General features: G+C 67.1%; 21 protein-coding genes. 14 read left to right on the top strand and 7 right to left on the bottom strand.

Annotated features, from left to right (window positions below; translation table 11 throughout):
* The first annotated feature begins 64 nt into the window (after positions 1 to 64).
* Complete coding sequence (locus tag ACTTAG_RS07725) at positions 65 to 877, top strand: ferredoxin--NADP reductase (protein ID WP_444464922.1); 813 nt, start codon at positions 65 to 67, stop codon at positions 875 to 877.
* Here ACTTAG_RS07725 and ACTTAG_RS07720 read toward each other — a convergent pair.
* Positions 799 to 1,854, bottom strand: a complete 1,056-nt coding sequence (locus ACTTAG_RS07720; protein WP_444464921.1) for a hypothetical protein — start codon at positions 1,852 to 1,854, stop codon at positions 799 to 801. The two genes, ACTTAG_RS07725 and ACTTAG_RS07720, sit on opposite strands and share 79 nt — an antisense overlap.
* A 211-nt stretch (positions 1,855 to 2,065) precedes the next feature.
* On the opposite strand from ACTTAG_RS07720, the gene infC reads away from it, so the two are divergent.
* The 4 genes from infC to ACTTAG_RS07700 all read left to right on the top strand — a co-directional run bounded on the left by infC (position 2,066) and on the right by ACTTAG_RS07700 (position 6,104).
* Complete coding sequence (gene infC / locus ACTTAG_RS07715; RefSeq protein WP_444464920.1) at positions 2,066 to 2,734, top strand: translation initiation factor IF-3; 669 nt, start codon at positions 2,066 to 2,068, stop codon at positions 2,732 to 2,734.
* A 459-nt stretch (positions 2,735 to 3,193) separates the two neighbouring features.
* The gene (locus ACTTAG_RS07710; RefSeq protein ID WP_444464919.1) at positions 3,194 to 4,216 is read left to right on the top strand and encodes a hypothetical protein; all 1,023 of its coding nucleotides are present in this window, start codon (positions 3,194 to 3,196) and stop codon (positions 4,214 to 4,216) included.
* Positions 4,213 to 5,025 (top strand): hypothetical protein, encoded by an 813-nt coding sequence (locus tag ACTTAG_RS07705; RefSeq protein WP_444464918.1) that lies wholly within the window; start codon positions 4,213 to 4,215, stop codon positions 5,023 to 5,025. Before ACTTAG_RS07710 ends, ACTTAG_RS07705 begins: the two co-directional genes overlap by 4 nt.
* A complete protein-coding gene (locus ACTTAG_RS07700) occupies positions 5,022 to 6,104 on the top strand; it encodes a GSCFA domain-containing protein (protein WP_444464917.1) in 1,083 nt (360 codons plus the stop codon). The genes ACTTAG_RS07705 and ACTTAG_RS07700 overlap by 4 nt, the downstream gene beginning before the upstream one ends.
* Positions 6,105 to 6,117: 13 nt before the next feature.
* Here ACTTAG_RS07700 and ACTTAG_RS07695 read toward each other — a convergent pair whose 3' ends face one another.
* Together ACTTAG_RS07695 and ACTTAG_RS07690 are read right to left on the bottom strand one after the other, a co-directional pair.
* A complete protein-coding gene (locus tag ACTTAG_RS07695) occupies positions 6,118 to 7,428 on the bottom strand; it encodes a glycosyltransferase family 61 protein (protein WP_444464916.1) in 1,311 nt (436 codons plus the stop codon).
* A gap of 14 nt (positions 7,429 to 7,442) precedes the next feature.
* On the bottom strand, positions 7,443 to 8,213 hold the full coding sequence (locus ACTTAG_RS07690) for a hypothetical protein (RefSeq protein WP_444464915.1): 771 nt from the start codon (positions 8,211 to 8,213) through the stop codon (positions 7,443 to 7,445).
* Positions 8,214 to 8,464: 251 nt separating this feature from the next.
* Between ACTTAG_RS07690 and ACTTAG_RS07685 the strand changes: the two genes are divergently transcribed.
* The 3 genes from ACTTAG_RS07685 to ACTTAG_RS07675 all read left to right on the top strand — a co-directional run bounded on the left by ACTTAG_RS07685 (position 8,465) and on the right by ACTTAG_RS07675 (position 13,019).
* Entirely contained in the window at positions 8,465 to 10,846 is a 2,382-nt protein-coding gene (locus tag ACTTAG_RS07685) for a glycosyltransferase family 2 protein (RefSeq protein WP_444464914.1), read from the top strand.
* Positions 10,846 to 11,895 (top strand): glycosyltransferase family 2 protein, encoded by a 1,050-nt coding sequence (locus ACTTAG_RS07680; protein WP_444464913.1) that lies wholly within the window; start codon positions 10,846 to 10,848, stop codon positions 11,893 to 11,895. The genes ACTTAG_RS07685 and ACTTAG_RS07680 overlap by 1 nt, the downstream gene beginning before the upstream one ends.
* A 158-nt stretch (positions 11,896 to 12,053) precedes the next feature.
* Positions 12,054 to 13,019, top strand: coding sequence for a phosphoadenosine phosphosulfate reductase (locus ACTTAG_RS07675; protein ID WP_444464912.1), 966 nt, complete (start codon positions 12,054 to 12,056; stop codon positions 13,017 to 13,019).
* A 43-nt stretch (positions 13,020 to 13,062) separates the two neighbouring features.
* On the opposite strand, the gene ACTTAG_RS07670 is transcribed toward ACTTAG_RS07675, so the two are convergent.
* The 3 genes from ACTTAG_RS07670 to ACTTAG_RS07660 all read right to left on the bottom strand — a co-directional run bounded on the left by ACTTAG_RS07670 (position 13,063) and on the right by ACTTAG_RS07660 (position 14,165).
* Positions 13,063 to 13,392, bottom strand: coding sequence for a hypothetical protein (locus ACTTAG_RS07670; protein WP_444464911.1), 330 nt, complete (start codon positions 13,390 to 13,392; stop codon positions 13,063 to 13,065).
* An 85-nt stretch (positions 13,393 to 13,477) separates the two neighbouring features.
* Positions 13,478 to 13,714 carry a hypothetical protein gene (locus tag ACTTAG_RS07665; RefSeq protein ID WP_444464910.1) on the bottom strand — a complete coding sequence of 79 codons (237 nt, stop codon included), beginning with the start codon at positions 13,712 to 13,714 and terminating at the stop codon, positions 13,478 to 13,480.
* A gap of 136 nt (positions 13,715 to 13,850) precedes the next feature.
* The gene (locus ACTTAG_RS07660) at positions 13,851 to 14,165 is read right to left on the bottom strand and encodes a hypothetical protein (RefSeq protein ID WP_444464909.1); all 315 of its coding nucleotides are present in this window, start codon (positions 14,163 to 14,165) and stop codon (positions 13,851 to 13,853) included.
* Between the two features lie 205 nt (positions 14,166 to 14,370).
* Here ACTTAG_RS07660 and pyrC point away from each other — a divergent pair, with 205 nt between their 5' ends.
* From pyrC to ACTTAG_RS07630, 6 genes are all read left to right on the top strand, one after another.
* Positions 14,371 to 15,411: a dihydroorotase gene (pyrC, locus tag ACTTAG_RS07655; protein ID WP_444464908.1), complete on the top strand. Its 1,041-nt coding sequence runs from the start codon at positions 14,371 to 14,373 to the stop codon at positions 15,409 to 15,411.
* A 104-nt stretch (positions 15,412 to 15,515) separates the two neighbouring features.
* Positions 15,516 to 16,196, top strand: a complete 681-nt coding sequence (locus tag ACTTAG_RS07650; RefSeq protein ID WP_013067300.1) for an orotate phosphoribosyltransferase — start codon at positions 15,516 to 15,518, stop codon at positions 16,194 to 16,196.
* A 243-nt stretch (positions 16,197 to 16,439) separates the two neighbouring features.
* Complete coding sequence (locus ACTTAG_RS07645) at positions 16,440 to 17,921, top strand: replicative DNA helicase (protein ID WP_444464907.1); 1,482 nt, start codon at positions 16,440 to 16,442, stop codon at positions 17,919 to 17,921.
* Between the two features lie 209 nt (positions 17,922 to 18,130).
* The gene (gene alr / locus ACTTAG_RS07640) at positions 18,131 to 19,180 is read left to right on the top strand and encodes an alanine racemase (RefSeq protein ID WP_444464906.1); all 1,050 of its coding nucleotides are present in this window, start codon (positions 18,131 to 18,133) and stop codon (positions 19,178 to 19,180) included.
* On the top strand, positions 19,180 to 19,956 hold the full coding sequence (locus tag ACTTAG_RS07635; protein ID WP_444465212.1) for an MlaE family ABC transporter permease: 777 nt from the start codon (positions 19,180 to 19,182) through the stop codon (positions 19,954 to 19,956). The genes alr and ACTTAG_RS07635 overlap by 1 nt, the downstream gene beginning before the upstream one ends.
* On the top strand, positions 19,953 to 20,696 hold the full coding sequence (locus ACTTAG_RS07630) for an ABC transporter ATP-binding protein (RefSeq protein WP_444464905.1): 744 nt from the start codon (positions 19,953 to 19,955) through the stop codon (positions 20,694 to 20,696). Before ACTTAG_RS07635 ends, ACTTAG_RS07630 begins: the two co-directional genes overlap by 4 nt.
* Positions 20,697 to 20,754: 58 nt before the next feature.
* On the opposite strand, the gene ACTTAG_RS07625 is transcribed toward ACTTAG_RS07630, so the two are convergent.
* Positions 20,755 to 21,132 carry a rhodanese-like domain-containing protein gene (locus ACTTAG_RS07625; protein WP_444464904.1) on the bottom strand — a complete coding sequence of 126 codons (378 nt, stop codon included), beginning with the start codon at positions 21,130 to 21,132 and terminating at the stop codon, positions 20,755 to 20,757.
* Between the last annotated feature and the right edge of the window lie 42 nt (positions 21,133 to 21,174).

Raw genomic sequence — 21,174 nt, 5'->3', positions numbered from 1 at the left:
CGCCGCGCCTGCGCCGGTGCGGCGCTTCTTCATCGCCCCTTCGGGCCTCAAAGACGAGACGACCGTGAACGAGACCACGCCGATTGCCCCCGCGAAAGTCCTGCCCGATGCGCAGACGGTGACCTCTGTCCGGCACTGGACCGACACGCTGTTTTCGTTCCGCGTCACCCGCCCGCAAACGCTGCGCTTCCGTTCGGGCGAGTTCGTGATGATCGGGCTGCTCGATGACAACGGCAAGCCGATCATGCGCGCCTATTCGATCGCCTCGCCCGCCTGGGACGAGGAACTCGAATTCTACTCGATCAAGGTTCCGGATGGCCCGCTGACCTCGCGGCTGCAGCACATCCAGGTGGGCGAACAGATCATCCTGCGCCCGAAACCCGTCGGCACGCTCGTCATCGACGCGCTGCTTCCGGGCAAGCGGCTGTGGTTCCTGGCCACCGGCACCGGGATTGCGCCCTTCGCCTCGCTGATGCGCGAGCCCGAGGCTTACGAGAAATTCGACGAAGTCATCATGATGCACACCTGCCGCACGGTGGCGGAACTCGAATACGGCCGCCAGCTGGTCGAGGCGCTGCAAGATGACCCGCTGATCGGCGAGATGGTCGAGGGCAAGCTGAAATACTACCCGACCACCACGCGGGAAGAGTTCCACCACATGGGCCGGATCACCGACAACCTCGCCTCGGGCAAGGTGTTCGAGGATCTGGGGATCACGCCGATGAACCCGGAAACCGACCGGGCGATGGTCTGCGGCTCGCTCGCCTTCAACGTCGATGTGATGAAGGTTCTGGAAAGCTACGGCCTGCGCGAGGGCGCCAATTCCGAGCCGCGCGAATTCGTGGTGGAAAAGGCCTTCGTCGGCGAAGGCATCTGAGCCTTCCTGCAGATTGGAAACGGGCCGCCCTTCGGGGCGGCCTTTTTCTTTGGCCGCTGTGGATGGCGGGCAAAAGAAAACGCCGCCCCGAGAGGGACGGCGTTTCCGAGGTCAGGCGCGCGGCGCTTATTTCGCGGCAGCGGCAGCGGCGGCAGCTTCGGCAGCGGCGGCGGCAGCGGTCGCGGCGGCAGCAGCAGCCGTGGCGGCTTCGGCAGCGGCCAGAGCGGCGGCAACCGGGTCAACCGGAGCAGCTTCCGCGGCCGGGGCTTCGGCCGGAGCAGCTTCGGCAGGAGCGGCAGCGGCTTCCGCCGGAGCAGCTTCAGCGGCCGGAGCGGCTTCTTCAGCCGGGGCAACTTCAGCGGCCGGAGCAGCTTCAGCGGCCGGAGCAGCTTCCGCGGCCGGAGCAGCTTCCGCGGCCGGGGCTTCAGCAGCCGGAGCGGCTTCAGCGGCCGGAGCAGCTTCAGCGGCCGGAGCGGCTTCCGCGGCCGGAGCAGCTTCCGCGGCCGGAGCAGCTTCAGCAGCCGGAGCAGCTTCAGCAGCCGGGGCTTCAGCAGCCGGGGCAGCTTCAGCAGCCGGAGCAGCTTCAGCAGCCGGGGCTTCAGCAGCCGGGGCAGCTTCAGCAGCCGGAGCGGCTTCCGCAGCCGGAGCAGCTTCCGCAGCCGGAGCAGCTTCAGCGGCCGGGGCTTCAGCGGCCGGAGCGGCTTCCGCAGCCGGGGCAGCTTCCGCAGCCGGAGCTTCAGCGGCCGGAGCAGCTTCAGCAGCCGGGGCAGCTTCCGCAGCCGGAGCAGCTTCCGCAGCCGGAGCGGCTTCAGCAGCCGGAGCAGCTTCAGCAGCCGGAGCAGCTTCAGCAGCCGGAGCGGCTTCAGCAGCCGGAGCGGCTTCTTCAGCCGGGGCAGCAGCTTCGGCGGCCGGAGCAGCTTCGGCCGGAGCGGCCGCGGCGGCCGGGGTCGCCGGGACGCCCGGCGGCAGTTCGTCAACAGGCACGGTGACCACGGTGCGACCCGGCGACATCAAGCCGAGGATCAGCGCCAGCAGGACGCCCCCGCCGATGATGCCCAGCGTCGCCTTGGCATTCTGCGGCAGGTCTTTCCATTTCACTTCGGTCATTCTTCCCCCCTTTTCATGTTGGGATTCTCATGGGAACGATCAACATTTTCAACTATCGCCCGCGGTTGGGAATAAGGAAACGTGTCGCATTGCCGCCTTTTTCGATGCATCAGCCGATTCCCGCCAAAGGCCCTGCGGAATCCTGTTGAAAGACAAGACCCCAGCCCCTATTTTGCGCGCCATTCCGCTCACCACAAAAGGATCAGAGCCATAGCCCGCAGACCGCACAATGCCCCGCCGCAACGCGAGACCGGCCCCCGGATCAACGAACGCATCCGCGCGCCTGAAATCCGCCTGATCGGGGCGGATGGGGAAAACGTCGGGGTGGTCACCCCCGCCCGTGCGATGCAGATGGCCGAAGAGGCCGGGCTCGATCTCGTGGAAATCTCGCCCACCGCCGTTCCCCCGGTGTGCAAGATCATGGACTTCGGCAAGTTCAAATACGAACAGCAAAAGAAAGAGGCCGAAGCCCGCAAGAAGCAGAAGGTCATCGAGATCAAGGAAATCAAGTTCCGCCCGGGCACCGACACGCATGACTACGAGGTCAAGATGCGCTCGGTGATGAAGTTCCTGGAGGAAGGCGACAAGGTGAAGGTCACTTTGCGCTTCCGCGGCCGCGAGATGGCGCACCAGCAGCTGGGCATGGAGCTTCTGAACCGGGTCGTGGGCGATGTCGGCGATGCCGGCAAGGTCGAATCGATGCCGAAGCTGGAAGGCCGCCAGATGGTGATGATGATCGCGCCGAAATAAGCGCGCCCGGAACCAGCGCCGCCGATCTGCGCAGGGGCCCTCCGTTCGGGGGGCCTTTTCTTTTGCTCTTTTGCGCCGCGCGCGGGGCTGCGCTGGGCAAGGGCGTATTTGCGCCAAGAAAAAGCAGGGCAAAAAATAAAGCGCTGCGGGAGGGAGGCCCGCAGCGCGTTATTTGGAACCAGACGAGGGAGAACGTCACGGTTCTGTTTCAGGTTCCGCCAGCTTGCGCCGTTTCAGGGAGATCGGGAACCTGATGGGCCGTTTCTAGCGGTTTGCGGGCCGAAAGGACTTTGACATAGGTCAATACGCCCTTCGGGGCCGGTGCGACATTTTGGCGGCGCCCCGTCGCCCCGCCCGACCGGGGCCGCAATCTCTGTCCGGCCCGCCCTCAAATGTCCATGATTGGCTTTCATCCTGCGGGCACGGCGCCTAATCTGCGCCGGAAGGAAGCAGGACAGAATGAGCGACGCAGAGACAAGTCCCGAAACCGAGGCCACCCCGCCCCAGCCGCCCGCGGCGATCCGGCTGACGGTGCTGGGCGGCGATCCGGCCTTTGCGCTGGCGCCGCTTCTGCGCCGCGGCGGGGCCACGGTGGCCGAGGCCGAACCGGGGCCGAAACAGGCCTCGGCGGCGCTGCTGACGCGGTTTCACTATGGGCTGGCCTCGGCGCGGGCCGGGCGGCTGGGCGATGTGCGGCTGATCGCGCAGCTGATCGAGGAGGCGCGCGGGATCGCCCCCGGCGCGGCCGATCCGGTGTTCTGGCCGCAGCCCGATGGCACGCTGGTCGATGCCGCCCGCCCCGGGGTCGATCCGGCGGGCCTGCCCGATCTGGCGAGCGCCACCGCCTATCGGCAGGCGCATCTGGCGGCGCTGGCGCGGCTGATTGCGGACACCGAAACGCTGGTGCTGCCGCTTGCCACCCCGGCGCTGCTGACCGATCCGGCCAGCGGCCGGGTGTTTCCGCGCCCCCCCGCGGGAATCGCGGCCCCCGACTGGCCCGAGGCGCGCACGACCGCGCGCGATCTTGACGCCGGTTTCGCCCGGCTTCGGGACGGGCTGCAGGCGCTGAACCCGGGGCTGGCATTGCGGCTGATCGTGCTGCCCGCCCCGCCCGGCGCCCGGGCCGAGGCCCGGACGGCACAGGCGCTGCTTGCGGCCCGCGCGGCCGATTGGGCGCAGGGCGACGCCCGGGTGCAGCACGATCCGGTTCTGGATGCGCTGGTCGGGCGGCTTTGCGCCCTGCCCGCCGAAGCGGCCGATCACGACCGCCTTGCCGCGCTGGTGGCCCGGCTCTGCGGCGGGGCCGAGCTGCTGGATCTGCTCGGGGGCGCCACAGCGCCGCTGGCCCCGGTGGCCGAAGGCCGCAGGCCGCGGCACAAGGACCCGGAGCGGCGGGCAAAACGCAAGGCAAGGGCAGAGGCCAAGGGCAAGACGGCAAAGGTGATGTGCGAAGACGAATTGCTGGAGGCCTTCTCGAAATGACGCTGCGGCTGTGCGTGATCGGCAATTCCCATATCGCGGCGCTGAAACTGGGCTGGGACCGGCTGATGGCCGAGGCCGCGCCGGGCTGGGCGGCGGTGGAACCCACGTTTTTCGGCGCGCCTTCCGACGGGATGCGCCATGTGGCGCTGCAGGGCACGGCGCTGGTGCCGACGCGGCAAAAGATTTCAAGCCATTTCCGCCAGCTTTCGGGCGGCTATGACCGGATCGAGCTGACCCGCTTCGACGCCTTCCTGCTGGTGGGGCTGAATGTGTCGTCCAAGCGCATCTTGCGGTTTTACAAAAGCCACGCCTGGGTCGGGCTTGCCGGCACCGCGGGCAAGACGCTGGTGCATCCGGCTTTTGCCAAGGCGTTCCTGACCGAGCGTTACGCCACGACCCAGCTGGTCGAACAGGCCCGGACGATCGCCGCGACGACGGGCAAGCCGGTGCTGGCGCTGGCCGAGCCGCATTGGGCCGAATGGGCCCGGCAGGCGCCCGAGGGCACCTCGGATTACGGCTGGGACGCCGCGATCAGCGCGGGCGACGGCCCGGCGCTGGGGCAGATGTTCGAAACCGCGGTGGGCGCGGCGCTGGCCCCGCAGGCGCGGTTCATCGCCCAGCCGCCCGAAACCGTGGCCGATGGCATCACCACCCGCGGCACCTATAACAAGGAGGCCTCGCGGCTGATTTCGGGCGAAGGCGGCGGCACCGACGCCTCGCATATGAATGCCGATTTCGGGCGGGCGCTCTGGGCGGCGCTCCGGCCCGCCCTGGCCGAAACCTGCCCGCAAGAAGGAGTGTCCGCATGACCCGTTCGCCCTATCAAGGCATCGACGCCCGCGCCTTCTGGCGCACCGGCCTGGCCGAGGCCGCCTATCCGCCGCCCGATCTTTACCGGCCGCGCTGGGGGCTGACGAAGACCGACCGGATCGTCACCGCAGGCTCGTGCTTTGCCCAGCATGTCGGCCGGGCCCTGCGCAGGAACGGCTTCAACGTGCTCGATGCCGAGCCGCGCCCGGCCCATATCGCCGCCGAAGACGGGCCAAGCCATGGCTATGACATGTATTCGGCCCGTTATGGCAACCTCTACACCACCCGCCAGCTGCGCCAGCTGCTCGAAGAGGCCTGGGGCAAGGCCCCGGATTTCGACGCGATCTGGGAAAAGGACGGCCGGTTTTACGATGCGCTGCGCCCGAATATCGAACCGGGCGGGTTTGATAGCGCCGCGGCGGTCCGGGCCGCCCGCGCGCAACACCTTGAAAAGGTGCGCGACGTTTTCACCCGGGCCGATGTCTTCATCTTCACGCTGGGCCTGACCGAGGCCTGGCTTCACAAGCCCTCGGGTCAGGTCTATGCGACGGCGCCGGGCACGATCGCGGGCAGTTTCAACCCCGAGATCCACGCGTTTGCGAATTTCCGCGTCTCCGAGGTCAAGGCCGATCTGGAAGCGGCGCTGGCGCGGCTCAAGGCGCTCAACCCGGCGCTGCGGGTGCTGCTCACCGTCTCGCCGGTGCCGCTGACGGCCACCGCCTCGGACGCGCATGTGCTGCCCGCGACGGTGCTGTCGAAATCCGTGCTGCGCGCGGTGGCGGGCGAGCTGCAGGCCGACGACGCGGCGGTGGATTATTTCCCGTCCTATGAACTTGTGACCTCGGCCAAGGCCGGGGCGGGCTGGTTCGAGCCGAACCTGCGGTCTGTGCGCGAAGCGGCGGTGGCGCAGGTGATGGCGGTCTTTACGCGCGCGCATCTGGGCGAAGCCGCCGCCGAAATCCCGGCCGAAGAAGCGCCCGCCGAAGAAACCGCCGAGGACCGCGCCGCGCGGCGTGCCGAACGGCAGGAGCGCAAGGCCGCGCGCGAAGCCCGCCGCGCCGCACGCGGGGCCAAATAAGCCGCCGCGGCGGTCAGCCCTCGGGCCGGGCCGCCGCGCGTCTTTCGCGCCGTTCGGTCTTTTCCGCCCGCCGCGCCATCCGCGCCGCCCGGCGTTCCTCGCCCTTGAGCTTGCCTTCCTTGTCCGGTTTCGCCCCGGGCTTGTCCTTGCGCCGCCGCACCACCGGCCCGGCCTCGGGCAGGTCGCGCCGCGCGCCGCGCGCCAGCGGCTCGAAGCTCAGCTTGCCGCTCAGCGCATCTTCGAACACATGCACCCCGGCCTGAATGTCGGCCTCGGTCATCGCGGGAATTTCGGCCCCCTCGGGCAGGAAACCGCCCGCGACCAGCGCCCGGCCCAAAGCGGGCAGATCAAGCTGGCCCACCGAATGCCGGTCCGCCCGCTTGCGGTCCGAGCGCACCCAATCCTGTTCGATCACGTCGATCACCAAGGGCGCCTGCCCGGTGAAGGCGGTCAGATGCGTCACGATGCTGTCGGACACGTCGGAGACGCGGCGCCGGATCATCGCCACCTGCTGATCGCGCCGCCCCACCATCGCCACCATATGCAGCGCCGAACCATCGAGCGCCACCACCTGCCGCGCCGCCTTGTAATGGGCGATCTGCGATTCAAGGCTGTGCTTTTGCGGGTGGAAGATTTCATAGCCCGCGTCGGCCAGCACCGCCTCGATCCGGTCCTCGCCCAGCACGCCGCCGCGCGTGGCCCCGAGTGCCGAGCGGGAAACATAAAGCTTTTCCGCGCCTTGCGGCGCGATCTCGCGGGCGAAGCGGGTCGCGAAAAAGGCCCGGAACGCCTCGGTTCCGGCGGCGATCGGCCCCAGACCAAAGCCCTGCCCCGGCACTTCCAGCCGCTCGACCCGGGTCGGCTGGGACAGGATGCGGATCGGCACGTCGATGCCCAGAAGATCGAAGAAGAGCCGCTGGAACGGTTGCAGCTTCAGTTCGCCCTGATCCTCGATCGTCTCGCGCTTGACGGTGAAGATCAGCCCATCGACCGGCCCCTCGACCGCATCGAGCGCCCAGAGCCGCGGCGTGCTTTCGACCAGAAAATGGCCGAAATGGTTGAGCAGGATGCCGCCCCAGATCCAGCGCCCGGGCAGATCGGCCAAGGGCTCGGGGCGAATTTCGGGCTCGACCATCAGGCGGCGGCCGCGCCAGAGCACCCCCTCGCGCACATATTGGCCCGCCGCGTCATAGATGCCCATCGCCTGCACCATGTCGGGCACGGTCGCGGGCACGACCAGCGCATCCGGCACGGTGACGATTTTCGTGGACCAGCCGCCCTGCGGCTGCGGAGCGCGGGCGGGATCGTCTTCGCGTGCCGACATGGGCACCTCCGGGGTTATTTCGTGACCTTGGTGGGCTTGCGGATCGTCGCGGGCGCCTGCCGGATCTTCGCGAAGATCGGGTAATCGGCGGCGGCAAAGGCCTCGGCATCCACGCTTTCGAAACAGTCGTAAAAGCGGCCTGCGCCATAGGGGACCAGATCGACCGTGGTCCATTCGGCCAGGATCGCCTCGTAATTGTCGCGCAGAACGGTGTTTTTCGGGTCAAGGTTCGACACGAAGACCAGCCCCGTCGGGCGGCAGTTCAGCACCGTCAGTTCCAGATCGGGGCGGTATTTGCGCAAGATCGGGATCAGCTTCCACACGTCGCCCGTCCAGGGCCCCTTGGGCAGGTTCTGCAGATCGCGCGTCAGCATGCGTTCGTTGAAGGGCAGGCAATCATGCAGCGCGATCACGCCATCAGGGTCCGACACCGCTTCGGTATTCATGAAATCGCGCAGAAGATATTCAAACAGATGCATCCCGTCGAGGAACGAAAACGACAGCTTGATCCCCATCCGCTCAAGCATCCCCGAGGCGAAGAAATCGTCGCTCGTCTGCTGGAAGATCAGCAGTTGCGGCTTGGCACCGATGATGTTCGCCTCGGCCTTGAAAAAGGGATCGACGGCGATCGTCTTGCCGGTCACCGGCGCGAAGCTGCGCCCGGCGCGGCAGCCGATTTCCATATACCAGTCAAAGACCATCCGGCTGTGCAGCTCGTCCAGAAACAGGCTGTATTTCTGCCCGGGATTGCGGCGCAACCCCACCGCGGGAACTGACGTGTCCATCTGCCCTACCTCTTCTTTTCTGACCGGGCATTCTATCCGCAATCGGTGTCTTGGCAAGGATAGTGCCCCTTGGCCCCAGTCATCACGGGCTTTGGACGATTTCGCAGCGAATTTCGGGCCATTTCCGGGCAGGCTGAATTTGGCAACGATCTGCCATCCCTGTCACGCCTCTCGAAACAATGCCCGCGCCCCCAAGCCGCCGTTTGAAAGCGGCCCGGGGCCCTGCTAGGACTTGGGAAAACGGGGGCAGCATGAACGGATCGACGGTCGTCGCGCGGCAGATGCAGGGGAAAAGCTTCGGGGGCGGGCCCGCGGGGCTGCAATTGCTGGACGCCGTGGTCTGGCCCGAGCTGCGCAACGGCCGCCCCGGTCGCACCTTGCGGCTGTTCTTCGCCAATCCCGCCTTTGCCGGGCAGATCGCCGCCGATCCGCCCGCGGGCGGGTTCGAGGTGATCGACCGGCGCGAGGTGGCGGGCGGCGTGATGGTGCATGGCCGCGCCGCACCCGAGGGGGCGCTGGTGCTGGGCCTGTGCCCCGAGGCAGTGCGTCCGCCGCCCGAAGGCGAGGCCCCTGCCCCCGTCGCGGCGCCGCAAGGCCCGGTCGTGGCGGTCGAGATCCCCCCGACCGCGGCCGAAACCGATCTCTTCGCGAACAAATTCTGTCTTTTCGCGCAACGGCTTGAGGAAAGCGCGCAAAGCATCGCCGATTGGCTGGTCTGGCATCACGACCAGCATGGGGCCGAAGCCGCGCTGATCCTTGACCGCTCGCCGCCCGACAGCGAGGCGCTGCACGGCCCGGCCCTTGCCGCGGCGATTGCGCAGCTGCTTGCGGCGCGGGATCTGACGATGACGGTCGTCGTGCTGTCGTCCGACACGCCCCTCGGAAAACCCGATCACGGGCCGGAAAACCATCCGTTTCACGCCCCCGACGCGCCCGGCAAGGACCGGATGGAGGTTCCGCCGAACGATCCCTGGCGGGCGCCTCTGGGTCAGGGGATCGTGCTGGAACTGGCGAAATGGCGCTTTCTGGCCCGCGCGCGGGTCGTGCTGCAGCTTGACGTGACCGACATCCTGCAGCCGCGCCCCGCGGGCACGCCTTCGGCCTTTGAGACCTGTCTCGAGGCCCCCACGGGCATGGTGACGCTGGTGGGGCGGCGGATCTATCCCTGGCGGGTGCGCGCGGGGGCCGAGGCGCGGTTTTCCGATCACCTCTGCCGGCAGTTCGACGCGACGCGCGGCATTGCCCGTTGGGGGGTGGCGCCGGGCAAGGTCGGGCTGGATGCGACTTGGCGGCTGTTGCGCATCGCCTATACCAAGCCCGATCCGGCCAGCCTGATCCCGTTCTGGCGCGCGATGGGGCTGCGGGTGCCCGGGCGGGCGGCCTCGGAACTGGCGCCGAAGACCTCGCTCATCGAAGACGCGGAGTTGCTGCGGGTTTCGACCGAGATCTGGGGCGCAAAACCGATCCGCCCGCCGGTCTCGAAACCCCGCCCCGCACCGGTGCGGGCAACGGAAGCGGGCCGCACCTGCATCGTCACCACGATGAAGAACGAGGGCCCCTTCATCCTCGAATGGATCGCCTATCACCGCGCCATCGGCGTCGATGATTTCCTGATCTATACCAATGACTGCACCGACGGCACCGACACGATGCTGGATCTTTTGCAAAGGAAGGGGATCTGCCAGCACCGCGACAATCCGTTTCGCACCATGGACATGCCGCCCCAGCATGCGGCGCTCGAAAGCGCCGAGAGCGAGCCGCTCATTCAGAATTGCGGCTGGGCGATCTGCATGGATGTCGATGAATTCATCGACGTGAAGATCGGCGACGGCACTTTGCGCGCTTTGTATGAGGCGATGGGCACGGCGAACATGATCGCCCTGACCTGGCGGCTTTTCGGCAATTGCGACGTGCATGAATACGAAGACCGCTTCTTGCTTGAGCAATTCACCACCTGCGCCCCGGAAATCGTGCGCAAGCCGCATCAGGCCTGGGGGTTCAAGACGCTGTTTCGCAACATCGACATCTACAAGAAGCTGGGGGTGCACCGACCAAAGGGGCTTTTGCCCGATCTCTGGGATCAGGTGCACTGGCTCAATGGGTCCGGCAAGCCGATGCCGCGCGAGATGTATCGCAACGGCTGGCGTTCGACCTCAAGCACTTACGGCTATGACTGGGTGCAGCTCAATCACTACGCCGTGCGCTCGGCCGAGAGCTTTCTGGTCAAGCGCGACCGCGGTCGGGTGAACCATGTCGATCGCGATCAGGGGCTGAACTACTGGTTCCGGATGAATCACAATGCGGTCGAGGACCGCTCGATCCAGCGGATGATCCCGCGCGCGCGAGCCGAATTCGACCGGCTGATGGCCGATCCCGAGATCCGCGCCGCGCATGAGCATTCCGTCGCTGCGCATCGGGCAAAGATCGCGGAGTTGCGCGCGACCGAGGCTTACGCGAATTTCTACGCCGAACTGTGTTCGGACCGCTTCGAAAAGCTTTCGCGGCTGCTGCATGTCTTCGGCTCGGCCGTCTTCAACGCCGGTCCGGGCGTGATCCCGGAGGATCTGCCGCTTGACACCCTGCCGCCCGGCTTCTTCTTCACCGTCGCCCACGAGGGCGAGGCGAACCACTGATGCGCGCCTTGGCCATTCTGACGGTGAAGAACGAGGCGGCCTTCCTGCTCGACTGGCTGGCCCATCACCGCGCCGTGGGCTTCACCGATTTCCTTGTCTTTTCCAACGATTGCAGCGACGGCACCGATGCGCTTCTGGACCGGCTGCAGGTTTTGGGCGAAGTGACCCATGTCCGCAACCCCGGCCCCTGGCGCGAGGGGCCGCAATGGGCGGCGCTGAAGCTGGCGGAGAAACACCCGCGGCTGCGGGCCGCCGATTGGGTTCTGGTCCTCGACATTGACGAATTCGTCAATATCCATGCGGGCGACGGCACGCTGGCCGCGCTGATCGCCGCCCTGCCCGGGGCCAGTGCCATCGCCCTGACCTGGCGGCTCTTCGGCAATGCGGGCGTGGTCGATTTCACCGACGCCCCGGTGACGGCGCAATTCACCCGCGCCGCGCCCGCGGGGATGCTCTGGCCCTGGCGGGCAAGCCTGATCAAGACGCTCTTTCGCAACGATGGCGCCTATCGCAAGCTGGGCGTGCACCGCCCCCGCGCCCCCGATCCCGACCGGATCGCGCAGACGGTCTGGGTCGATGGCAGCGGGCGGCGCCTGCCCGACAGCTACCGCACCGGGCGGCTTTTCACGCCCTTGGGCCAGGACCCCTGGCAGCTGGTGCAGCTCAATCATTACGCGCTGGGGGCGATGCAGAGCTACGTTCTCAAATGCGACCGCGGCCGGGCCAATCGGGACGCCTCCACCTTCGATCTGAGCTATTGGGTCGAGCGCAATTTCTGCGACATTGAGGATCGCTCGATTTCCCGTTACGCCAGCGCCACCGCCGCGGGGGTGGCGCGGCTGCGCGGGGATGGCGAGATCGACCGGCTGCACCGCGCGGGCGTGGCCTGGCGGCAGCGCCGCTTTGCCGAGCTGATGGCGGACGAGCCCTTCCGCGCGCTTTTCGGGCGGCTGATGCTCACGCCGCCCTCGCGGCCGCTGCCGCCGCCGCTTGCGGCGCGGATGCAGGCGCTGGGGCTGGCCGCCGCGGCCCGGGCGCCGGGCGCGTAACGGTTGCGGAAACACTTTCCCGTCTTTGGCCCGATTGGCGCCCCTTTCCCTACAATCCAAGCTATTTTCCCACCCCCGGCGCATTTCCGCCAGCCCGGGGCAATGCTAGATTAACCTTGTTCAGGCATTCTCCGGCAGCATGCGGCAGGAGAATGGCGATGGACGGGGGAAAGTTGGATACCAGCACGATGCGCGATCTGAACGACAGCGACTGGCTGCACCATATCGAAGAACTCGGCGATCTCGAGGGCTATTGGGAACCGCTGGGCACGGCGCATTCGGTGCTGTTTGCCGACCGCGGCCCGGTGCTTCTGGTCAGTTTCGAGATCCGCGCCGCGATCCGCGCCCGGTCCGAAGATCAGCTGCCGCTGGGCTTCACCCTGGCCGAGGCGGGCGGCCATTCCAGCCTGACGCTGATCGGCCATGACGAAAGCTGGTTTCGCGATCCTGCCGTTTACGCCTATTTCGACCGCCTCGTGGACGAGGCGTTCTTCGAGGATTTCGACCGCGTGGTGTTTTACGGCGCGGGCAGTTGCGGCTATGCGGCGGCGGCCTATTCGGTCGCGGCGCCGGGGGCCACGGTGATCACGCTGGCGCCGCAGGCGACGCTGGATGCCCGGCTGACCGCCTGGGACGACCGTTTCCGGCGGCGGCGGCGGCAGAATTTCACCGATCGCTACGGCTTTGCCCCCGACATGCTGGACGGGGCGGCGGCGGCGCATGTGATCTATGATCCGCTGATCGGCGAGGACGCGATGCATGCCGCGCTGATGGCGCGCCCGCATGTGACGCTTCTGCCCTGCCGCAATCTGGGCAGCACGCCCGAAACCGCCCTGGCCGAGATCGACGCGCTGGAACCGATGCTGTCGCAGGCCTGCGCAGGCACGTTCACGCCCGCGGTGTTCTGGCGGCTCTGGCGCGGGCGGCGCAATGCGATGCGCTATCTGCGCCGGCTGGCAGGCTATCTGAACAGTTCGGGCCGCCCCCGGCTCGAGGCGATGCTGTGCCGCAACGTGGAGCGGCGGCTGGGCTGGCCGCGGTTTCGCAACCGCTTGATCGTGCTGGAAGACCAGCTGGCGCAATCCGGCCAGCCATTGCCCCGGGAAAGCCGCGCGCCCGTCTGAGACCGGTCTGAAACCGCCCCCCGCGATCAGGCCGCCGCTGCGATCAGACCGCCACCACGGCGGTATCGCCGTCTTCCTCGGCGGTTTCCTCGTCATGGGGGCGGAAGACATGCGTGGTGACCTGACGGCGCAGGACACCGCGCGCCACCTGATCCAGGATCACCTCTTCGGGGGCGAACATCGGCGCGGGGGTGAACACCTCGAACACCGCGGCGGTTTCCAACCCCAGCGCCCGCAAGGCCTGCATCAGCGCCTCGTCGGCGCGCACCAGAAGCCGCTCCGCCTCGATCTGGCAGGGCGCACGAAACTGGCCCACACAAAGCGCCGCCAGCACCAGATCACCGCGCACTTCCGTCAGGGTTTCCTGCGTCATCCCCGCTCCTCCTGTCCGACCAACGCGGCCAGTATCGACCGCGCCTTGTCGGCACGCAAGAGGATTGGCCGCCGCAGGCAGGCCTTCAGTAGCAGTAGCGGTCGCGAAAGACGTGCGGCACGATTTCGTCGCGGGTGATGTGATGCAGCGCCAGTTCGGCATCCGACATCGCCCGCAGCCGGGTCACCTCGCGCAGCCGCGCGCCGGTTTCAAGCACGTCCACCAGCCCCTCGCCCAAGGCCACGGGCAGACGCGACAGACGCGCCGCCAACCCCTTGAACGGGGCCTTGCCGGGCGCATCATGCAATTCGACATAAGTCATGGAAACCTCCTGTCAGGGTGCAGAATGTTCCCTCCCTGACCGGCGATATAGGCAGCGCAAGGGGGCCCGACAAGGACGTTTGCCGAAACCCCGCCCTGCATTTTCTGCAATGCAGCGTAAAGAAACCGTGAGCGGATCAGCAGCGATAGGCCCGGGCCGTCAGCAGATAGACCGGCTCGCCCGGCATCACCGGATCGAAGACGACGGTGTTGGCGCCGTCGCCCTTCGCCATCTCGAGGATCTTGTTGCGGGCATAGCGTTCCGCCTCGCGCCCGACCACGGGGCCGTAAAGCCCGGGCTCGTTGGTGATCGTGCTGGTCAGGCGGCATTGCGCCACCTCTGCCGCACTGGCGATGCGCACATCGGGCACGCCGCGAAAGCCCGGATCGTTGCAGCCCGCAAGCGCGGTGGCGGCGGCAAGGCCCGCCAAGGCGATGAACCGTGTCGTCATGTCTCCCTCCATCCTCCCCCGAGGCCCGGGCAAGGTGACGCATGGGGCAGCCGCCGTCCAGTGCCCCAAGGTCACATCAGCGCGAAGCCGCCTGCGCGGCGGGCACATCAGCGCGAAGCCGCCTGCGCGGCGGGGCGCGAAGCCGCCTGCAGGCGGGACAAAGCTGGCACTGGAAATGCCGCGCCCTTGGGTGTAACCGGGGCGCATGACCCGCATCACCCTTCCCCGCCCCGACGATTGGCACCTGCATCTGCGCGACGGCGCGATGCTTTCGGGTGTCCTGCCCGAAACCACGCGCCATTTCGCCCGCGCCATCGTGATGCCGAATCTGGTGCCTCCGGTGGTGACCGGGGCCGAGGCCGCGGCCTACCGCGACCGCATCCTGGCCGCCCTGCCCGAAGGCGCGGTCTTCGAGCCGCTGATGACGCTTTACCTGACCGAAACCACCGATCCCGCCGATGTCGCGGCGGCGGCGGGATCGGGTCTGGTGAAGGCGGTGAAGCTTTACCCGGCAGGCGCCACGACGAATTCGCATTCCGGCGTGCGCGATTTCGACAAGGTGCGGGGCGTGCTGGAAAAAATGGCCGAGATCGGCCTGCCGCTTTGCGTGCATGGCGAGGTGGTCGATCCCGCCGTCGACATCTTCGACCGCGAGGCGGTCTTCATCGAGACCGTCCTTGACCCGATCCGCCGCGCAACGCCCGGTCTGCGCGTGGTGATGGAGCACATCACCACGAAAGACGGGGTGGACTATGCCCGCTCGCAGGGCGACGATCTGGGCGCGACGATCACCACGCATCACCTGATCCTCAACCGCAACCACATTCTGGTGGGCGGGATCAAGCCGCATTACTACTGCCTGCCGGTGGCGAAACGCGAACACCACCGCCTGGCCCTGCGCGAGGCCGCGACCAGCGGAGAGGCGCGGTTCTTCCTCGGCACCGATTCCGCGCCGCATGTCGATCCGCTGAAGGAATGTGCCTGCGGCTGCGCGGGCTGCTTCACCGCGACGAACACCATGCAACTGCTCGCCCATGTCTTCGAGGAAGAGGGGAAACTCGCGAACCTCTCCGCCTTCGCCGCGGAAAACGGGCCGCGCTTCTACCGCCTGCCGGTCAACACCGCGACGCTGACGCTGGAAAAGACCGCCACCGCCGCGACCTGGCCCGCCAAGATCGAGACCGGCGCCGGTCCCGTCACCGTTTTTGATCCGGGCTTCCCGGTCTTCTGGCACGCAATCGACTGATCCTTTTTCTTGGCCAAAATACGCCCTTTCCCACCCGTCCGCCGGGCGCCACGGTCGAAAAGAAGCGTATTTGAGCCAAGAAGAAACAGCATGAGGACACCCACATGATCCCCTCCTCCTATCCCGCCAGGGAAGAAATCGCCCGCCTGACCGCGCGGATGCTTCTGGAAATCAAGGCGGTGCATTTCAACGCCGAAACGCCCTTCACGCTCGCCTCGGGCCTGCCCTCGCCGACCTATATCGACTGCCGCAAGCTGATCAGCTATCCGCGCATCCGCTCGACCCTGATGGATTTTCTCGCCGTCACCGTGTTGCGCGACGCGGGCTTCGAGGCCTTTGACAATATCGCGGGCGGCGAGACCGCGGGCATCCCCTTTGCCGCGATGGTGGCCGAGCGCCTCGCCCTGCCGATGACCTATGTGCGCAAAAAGCCGAAAGGCTACGGCCGCAATGCCCGCATCGAAGGCGCGATGACCGAGGGCCAGCGCGTCCTGCTGGTCGAGGATCTGACCACCGATGGCGGCTCGAAGCTGAGCTTCGTCGATGCGATCCGCGAGACCGGCGCGACCTGCGCCCATACGGCGGTGATCTTCTATTACGGCATCTTCCCGGAAACCGTGCCCAATCTCGCCGCGCATGGGGTGCAATTGCACCACCTCTGCACCTGGTGGGACGTGCTGGCCGAGGCCCGCGCGCAGGGCGCCTTTGACGCCGCGACGCTTGACGAGGTCGAGGCCTTCCTGAGCGCCCCGCGTGCCTGGCAGGAGGCCCACAAGAAGGGCTGAGATTTCCGGGGGCAAAACCGGGGATACGCCTGTGGATGAAATGGGGACAGCTTGCGGCGACTCGCGCGCCCGGGCTGGCGCACACAACATCTTGCGGCCATCGGTGGAAATTCCCCCAGAAATGCGCTAAACTGCGGCGCGGTTGCGCTTTTGTCCACAGGGTTATCCGACCTTGCGGAAGATTTCCGTTTTCCCCGCGCCCTCGCTAGAAGGGCCCGGGGGGAGGAAGGTCACGAGGCAGAAATGAACACGCTTGCACCGATCAAACCCGAGATGCCCGAAGAAGAGGCCCTGCCGCATAATATCGAGGCGGAACAACAGCTTCTGGGTCTGATCCTGAGCAACAACGACGTCATGGACCGCATCGCCCCGGTGGTGCGGGCGGAGCATTTCTTTGAACCCGTGCACCGCACCATCTTCGAAGTGGCGGCGGCGCGGATTCAAAAGAACGCGCTCGCCTCGCCGGTGACGCTCAAGGCCTATCTGGAGGATGACGAGGGGCTGAAGGCGCTCGGCGGCGCCACTTATCTCGCGCGTCTCGCCGGGGCGGCGATCTCGTCTTATGCGGCGCGCGACTATGCGCAGATGATCCATGATCTGGCGCTGCGGCGTGAATTGATCCGGCTCGGTAAGGATCTCTCTGCTTCGGCGCAAAAGGTCGAAGTGGGGCTGGAGCCCGAAGACCTGATCGTCAAGACCGAGGGCGCGCTTTACAAGCTGGCGGAATCGGGCACGGCCGACAAGGGATTTGTGAGCTTTCTCAAGGCGGTGACCGAGGCGGTGCAATCGGCCAACGCGGCCTATCAGCGCGAAGGCGGGCTCGCGGGCGTCTCCACCGGGCTGCGCGATCTGGACCGGAAACTCGGCGGGCTGCACCCTTCCGATTTGCTGATCCTTGCCGGGCGCCCCTCGATGGGGAAGACCTCGCTCGCGACGAACATCGCCTTCAACATCGCCAAGGCCTACAAGCGCGGGATGCGCCATGACGGCACCGAAGGCGCGGTCGAGGGCGGCGTGGTCGGTTTCTTCTCGCTTGAAATGAGCGCCGAACAGCTCGCCGCGCGCGTGCTGTCGGAAGCCTCCGAAGTGCCCTCGGAACAGATCCGCCGCGGCGACATGACCGAGGCCGAATTCCGCCGCTTCGTCGAGGCCGCGAAGGCGCTCGAGACCTGCCCGCTTTACATCGACGACACCCCCGCCCTGCCGATCTCGCAGGTGGCGGCGCGCTGTCGGCGGCTCAAGCGCACGCATGGGCTCGACGTGGTGATCGTCGACTATCTGCAGCTGCTGCGCGGCTCGGGGCGGACCGACAACCGGGTGCAGGAGATCGGCGAGATCTCGATGGGGCTGAAGGCGATCGCGAAAGAGCTGAACATCCCGGTGATGGCGCTGTCGCAGCTGAGCCGGACGGTGGAAAGCCGCGAGGACAAGCGGCCCCAGCTGAGCGACCTGCGCGAATCGGGCTCGATCGAACAGGACGCCGACGTGGTGATGTTCGTTTACCGCGACGAATATTACCATGAACGCCTGAAGCCGCCGGAAGACGATCCGAAATTCGCCGAATGGATGCAAAAGGCCGAGCGCGTCCATGGCAAGGCCGAGGTGATCCTCGGCAAGCAGCGCCACGGGCCGATCGGCACCGTCGAAGTTGCGTTCGAAAGCCGCTTCACCCGGTTCTCGGACTTGGCCCGGCCCTGGCAGGGCGAGGGCTCGGACGGGTTCTGAGGCAAGGCCGGGGGCTTCGCGCCCCCGGACCCCCGCGGGATATTTGTGGCAAGATAAAGGGAATCCTTCGGTTTTATCTTGCGACAAATATCCCGGGGGGAGTCCGCTTGCGGACGGGGGGCAGAGCCCCCCTGCCACATCTGCCGCGGGCGCGCCCGCTCACGGATGTTTGCGCTTGACCTTCGGCCCCTCAGGCTCAAGAAAACCGCATGACCACAGCATCGCTCCGCATTGATCTTGACGCCGTGCTTGCCAATTGGCGGGCGCTTGACGCAATGACTTCCGCCGCCACCGAGACCGGGGCGGTGGTCAAGGCCGACAGCTACGGCCTGGGCGCCGCGCGGGTGGCGCAGGTTCTGGCCCGGGCGGGGGCGCGCAAGTTCTTTGTCGCCGCCGCCGAGGAAGGCGCGGCCGTCCGCCAGGCCCTGGGCGAAGGCCCGGAAATCTTTGTCTTTTCCGGCCATATGGCAGACGATACCGGGCTGATCCGCGATCTGGGCCTGACACCGATGCTGAATTCGCTCGACCAGGTGCAGCGCCATTTCGACGCCCTGCCCGGCGCGGCTTTTGGCGTGCAGCTCGATACCGGGATGAACCGGCTTGGCCTTGAGCCCGCCGATTGGGCGGGCGTTTCGGCCGAGCTGATTGCCGCCGGGCCGAAGCTCGTCATGAGCCATCTGGCCTGTTCGGACGAGCCCGACCATCCGATGAACGCGCTGCAGCTGAAGAATTTCCGCGCCATGACCGACGGGCTGGGGCTGAAACGCGCGCTTTCGGCGACGGGCGGCATTCTGCTGGGGCCAGACTATCATTTCGACGTCACCCGGCCCGGGATCGGCCTTTATGGCGGGCTGCCGTTCGAGACCGCCCGCCCGGTGGTGCGGCTCTCGCTGCCGGTGGTGCAGATCCGCACGGTCGCGCCGGGCGAGACCGTGGGCTATGCGAACAGCTGGACCGCGGCGCGGGAAAGCCGCATCGCCACCGTCGCCGCGGGCTATGCCGACGGGCTCTCGCGCCGGTTTTCGGGCAAGGCGACGCTCTGGGCGGGCGACACCCCCTGCCCGCTCGTCGGCCGCGTTTCGATGGATCTGATCACCGTCGATGTGACCGATCTGCCCGAGGTGCCGCAAAGCCTTGAGATCCTTGGGCCGCATCAGGGTGTCGATGCTTTGGCCGAGGTCGCGGGCACGATCGGCTATGAAATCCTGACGTCGCTGGGCCAGCGCTATCAGCGCGCCTATGTCGGGGGGCCGGTGTGATCCTGACCGCGCTGGCCGGGCTGGGCCACACCGTTCTGGCGGCGCTTGCGGGTGTGGGCCGGGTCAGCCTGTTCACCGGCGCAGTGCTGAGCCACATGCTGCGCCCGCCCTTTTACAGCCGCGAATTCCTGCAGGCGATGCTGCAGATCGGCTGGCTGTCGCTGCCGGTCGTCGGCATGACCGCGCTTTTCACCGGGGCAGCGCTGGCGCTGCAGATCTATGCCGGGGGCGCGCGGTTTTCGGCCGAAAGCGTCGTGCCCTCGATCGTCGCGATCGGGATGGTGCGCGAGCTTGGCCCGGTGCTGGGCGGGCTGATGGTCGCGGCGCGGGTGGCCAGTTCCATTGCCGCCGAAATCGGCACGATGAAGGTGACCGAGCAGATCGACGCTTTGGTGACGCTTTCGACCAACCCGCTGAAATATCTGGCCGTGCCGCGGGTTCTGGCGGCGACGCTGTCGGTGCCGCTTCTGGTCGCCGTGGGCGATGTGATCGGCGTGATGGGCGGCTGGCTGATCGGGACCGAGCGGCTGGGCTTCAACTCGGCCACCTATATCCGCAACACTTGGGAATATCTCAAACTCTGGGATGTCGGCTCGGGGCTGGTCAAGGGCGCGGCCTTCGGCTTTCTGGTCGCGCTGATGGGCTGCTATTACGGGATGAATTCGGGCCGCGGCGCGCAGGGCGTGGGCCGGGCCACCAAATCCGCGGTCGTCGCGGCTTCGGTGCTGATCCTCGCCTCCAACTACCTGCTGACCGAGGTGTTCTTCTCAAAATGATCGAGATCGAAAGCCTCACGAAATCCTTCGGGTCGAAACGGGTGCTGCGTGGCGTGTCCTTGCGCATCGAACGGGGCGAAAGCCTTGTCGTCATCGGCGGTTCGGGCACCGGGAAATCGGTGCTTCTGAAATGCATCCTGGGCCTTGTGACGCCCGAGTCCGGCACGATCCGGGTCAATGGCGCCCCGGTCGCGCAGACGCGCGAAGACTTCCTGTCGCGTTTCGGCATGCTGTTTCAGGGCGCCGCGCTGTTTGACAGCCTGACGGTCTGGCAAAACGTCGCCTTCCGGCTGCTGCGTGGCCCGCACAAGCGCCCCAAGGCCGAGGCCCGCGCCGTGGCGGTGGAGAAACTCGCCCGCGTCGGCCTTGGGCCCGAGGTCGCCGACCTGTTCCCGGCGGAACTCTCGGGCGGCATGCAAAAGCGGGTGGGGCTGGCCCGCGCCATTGCCACCGATCCGACGGTGATCTTCTTCGACGAGCCGACCACCGGCCTTGATCCGATCATGTCGGGCGTGATCAACGATCTGATCAACTCGGTCGTGCGCGAGATGGGGGCGACGGCGATCACCATCACCCATGACATGTCCTCGGTCCGGGCCATCGCCGACCGGGTGGCGATGCTGCATGACGGGCTCATTCGCTGGCATGGCACGATCGCGGAAATGGACGAAACCTCAGATCCTTATGTGACGCAGTTCATCCACGGCCGGGCCGAGGGCCCGATCGCCGCCATCCGCTGATCGGCACCCCGGGGCAACGGTCGCCGCCCGGTCGGGCGGTGGCGGCGCCCCCTGCCCGTCAGACCCGCACGACTGCGCCGCCGCCCGCGACCCAGTCGTTGAAGCCGCCAAGGTTGTAGACGTCCTTGTAGCCCATTTCGACCAGCATCTGCGCCGCGCCCGCGCTGCGCCCGCCCATGGCGCAAAACAGCACCACCGGCTTGTCCACCGACAGCTCCTTCAGGCATTCCGGGCTCGACGGGTCGCATTTCATCTTCACCGCCGCCAGCGGCACATGCAGCGCGCCCTTGGCCGTGCCCGGGGCGCGCAACTCCATCCCGTCGCGCACGTCGATCAGCACGATCTCGCCCGCAGCCGCTTTCGCCACCGCCTCGCGCCGGTCGATCTTTTGCACACGGGCCCCGCCCGAAGCGGCAGAGCGCAGGAAGTTGAACATCGAAAAACTCCTTCTGACAGCGCCCCGACCGGCGCTTTGCCC

The sequence above is a fragment of the Rhodobacter capsulatus genome, assembly GCF_052363185.1.
GTDB classification, from domain to species: Bacteria; Pseudomonadota; Alphaproteobacteria; order Rhodobacterales; family Rhodobacteraceae; genus Rhodobacter; species Rhodobacter capsulatus_E.
The sequence above is the reverse complement of the archived record's forward strand: the minus strand, read 5'-3'. Positions and strand labels throughout refer to the sequence as shown.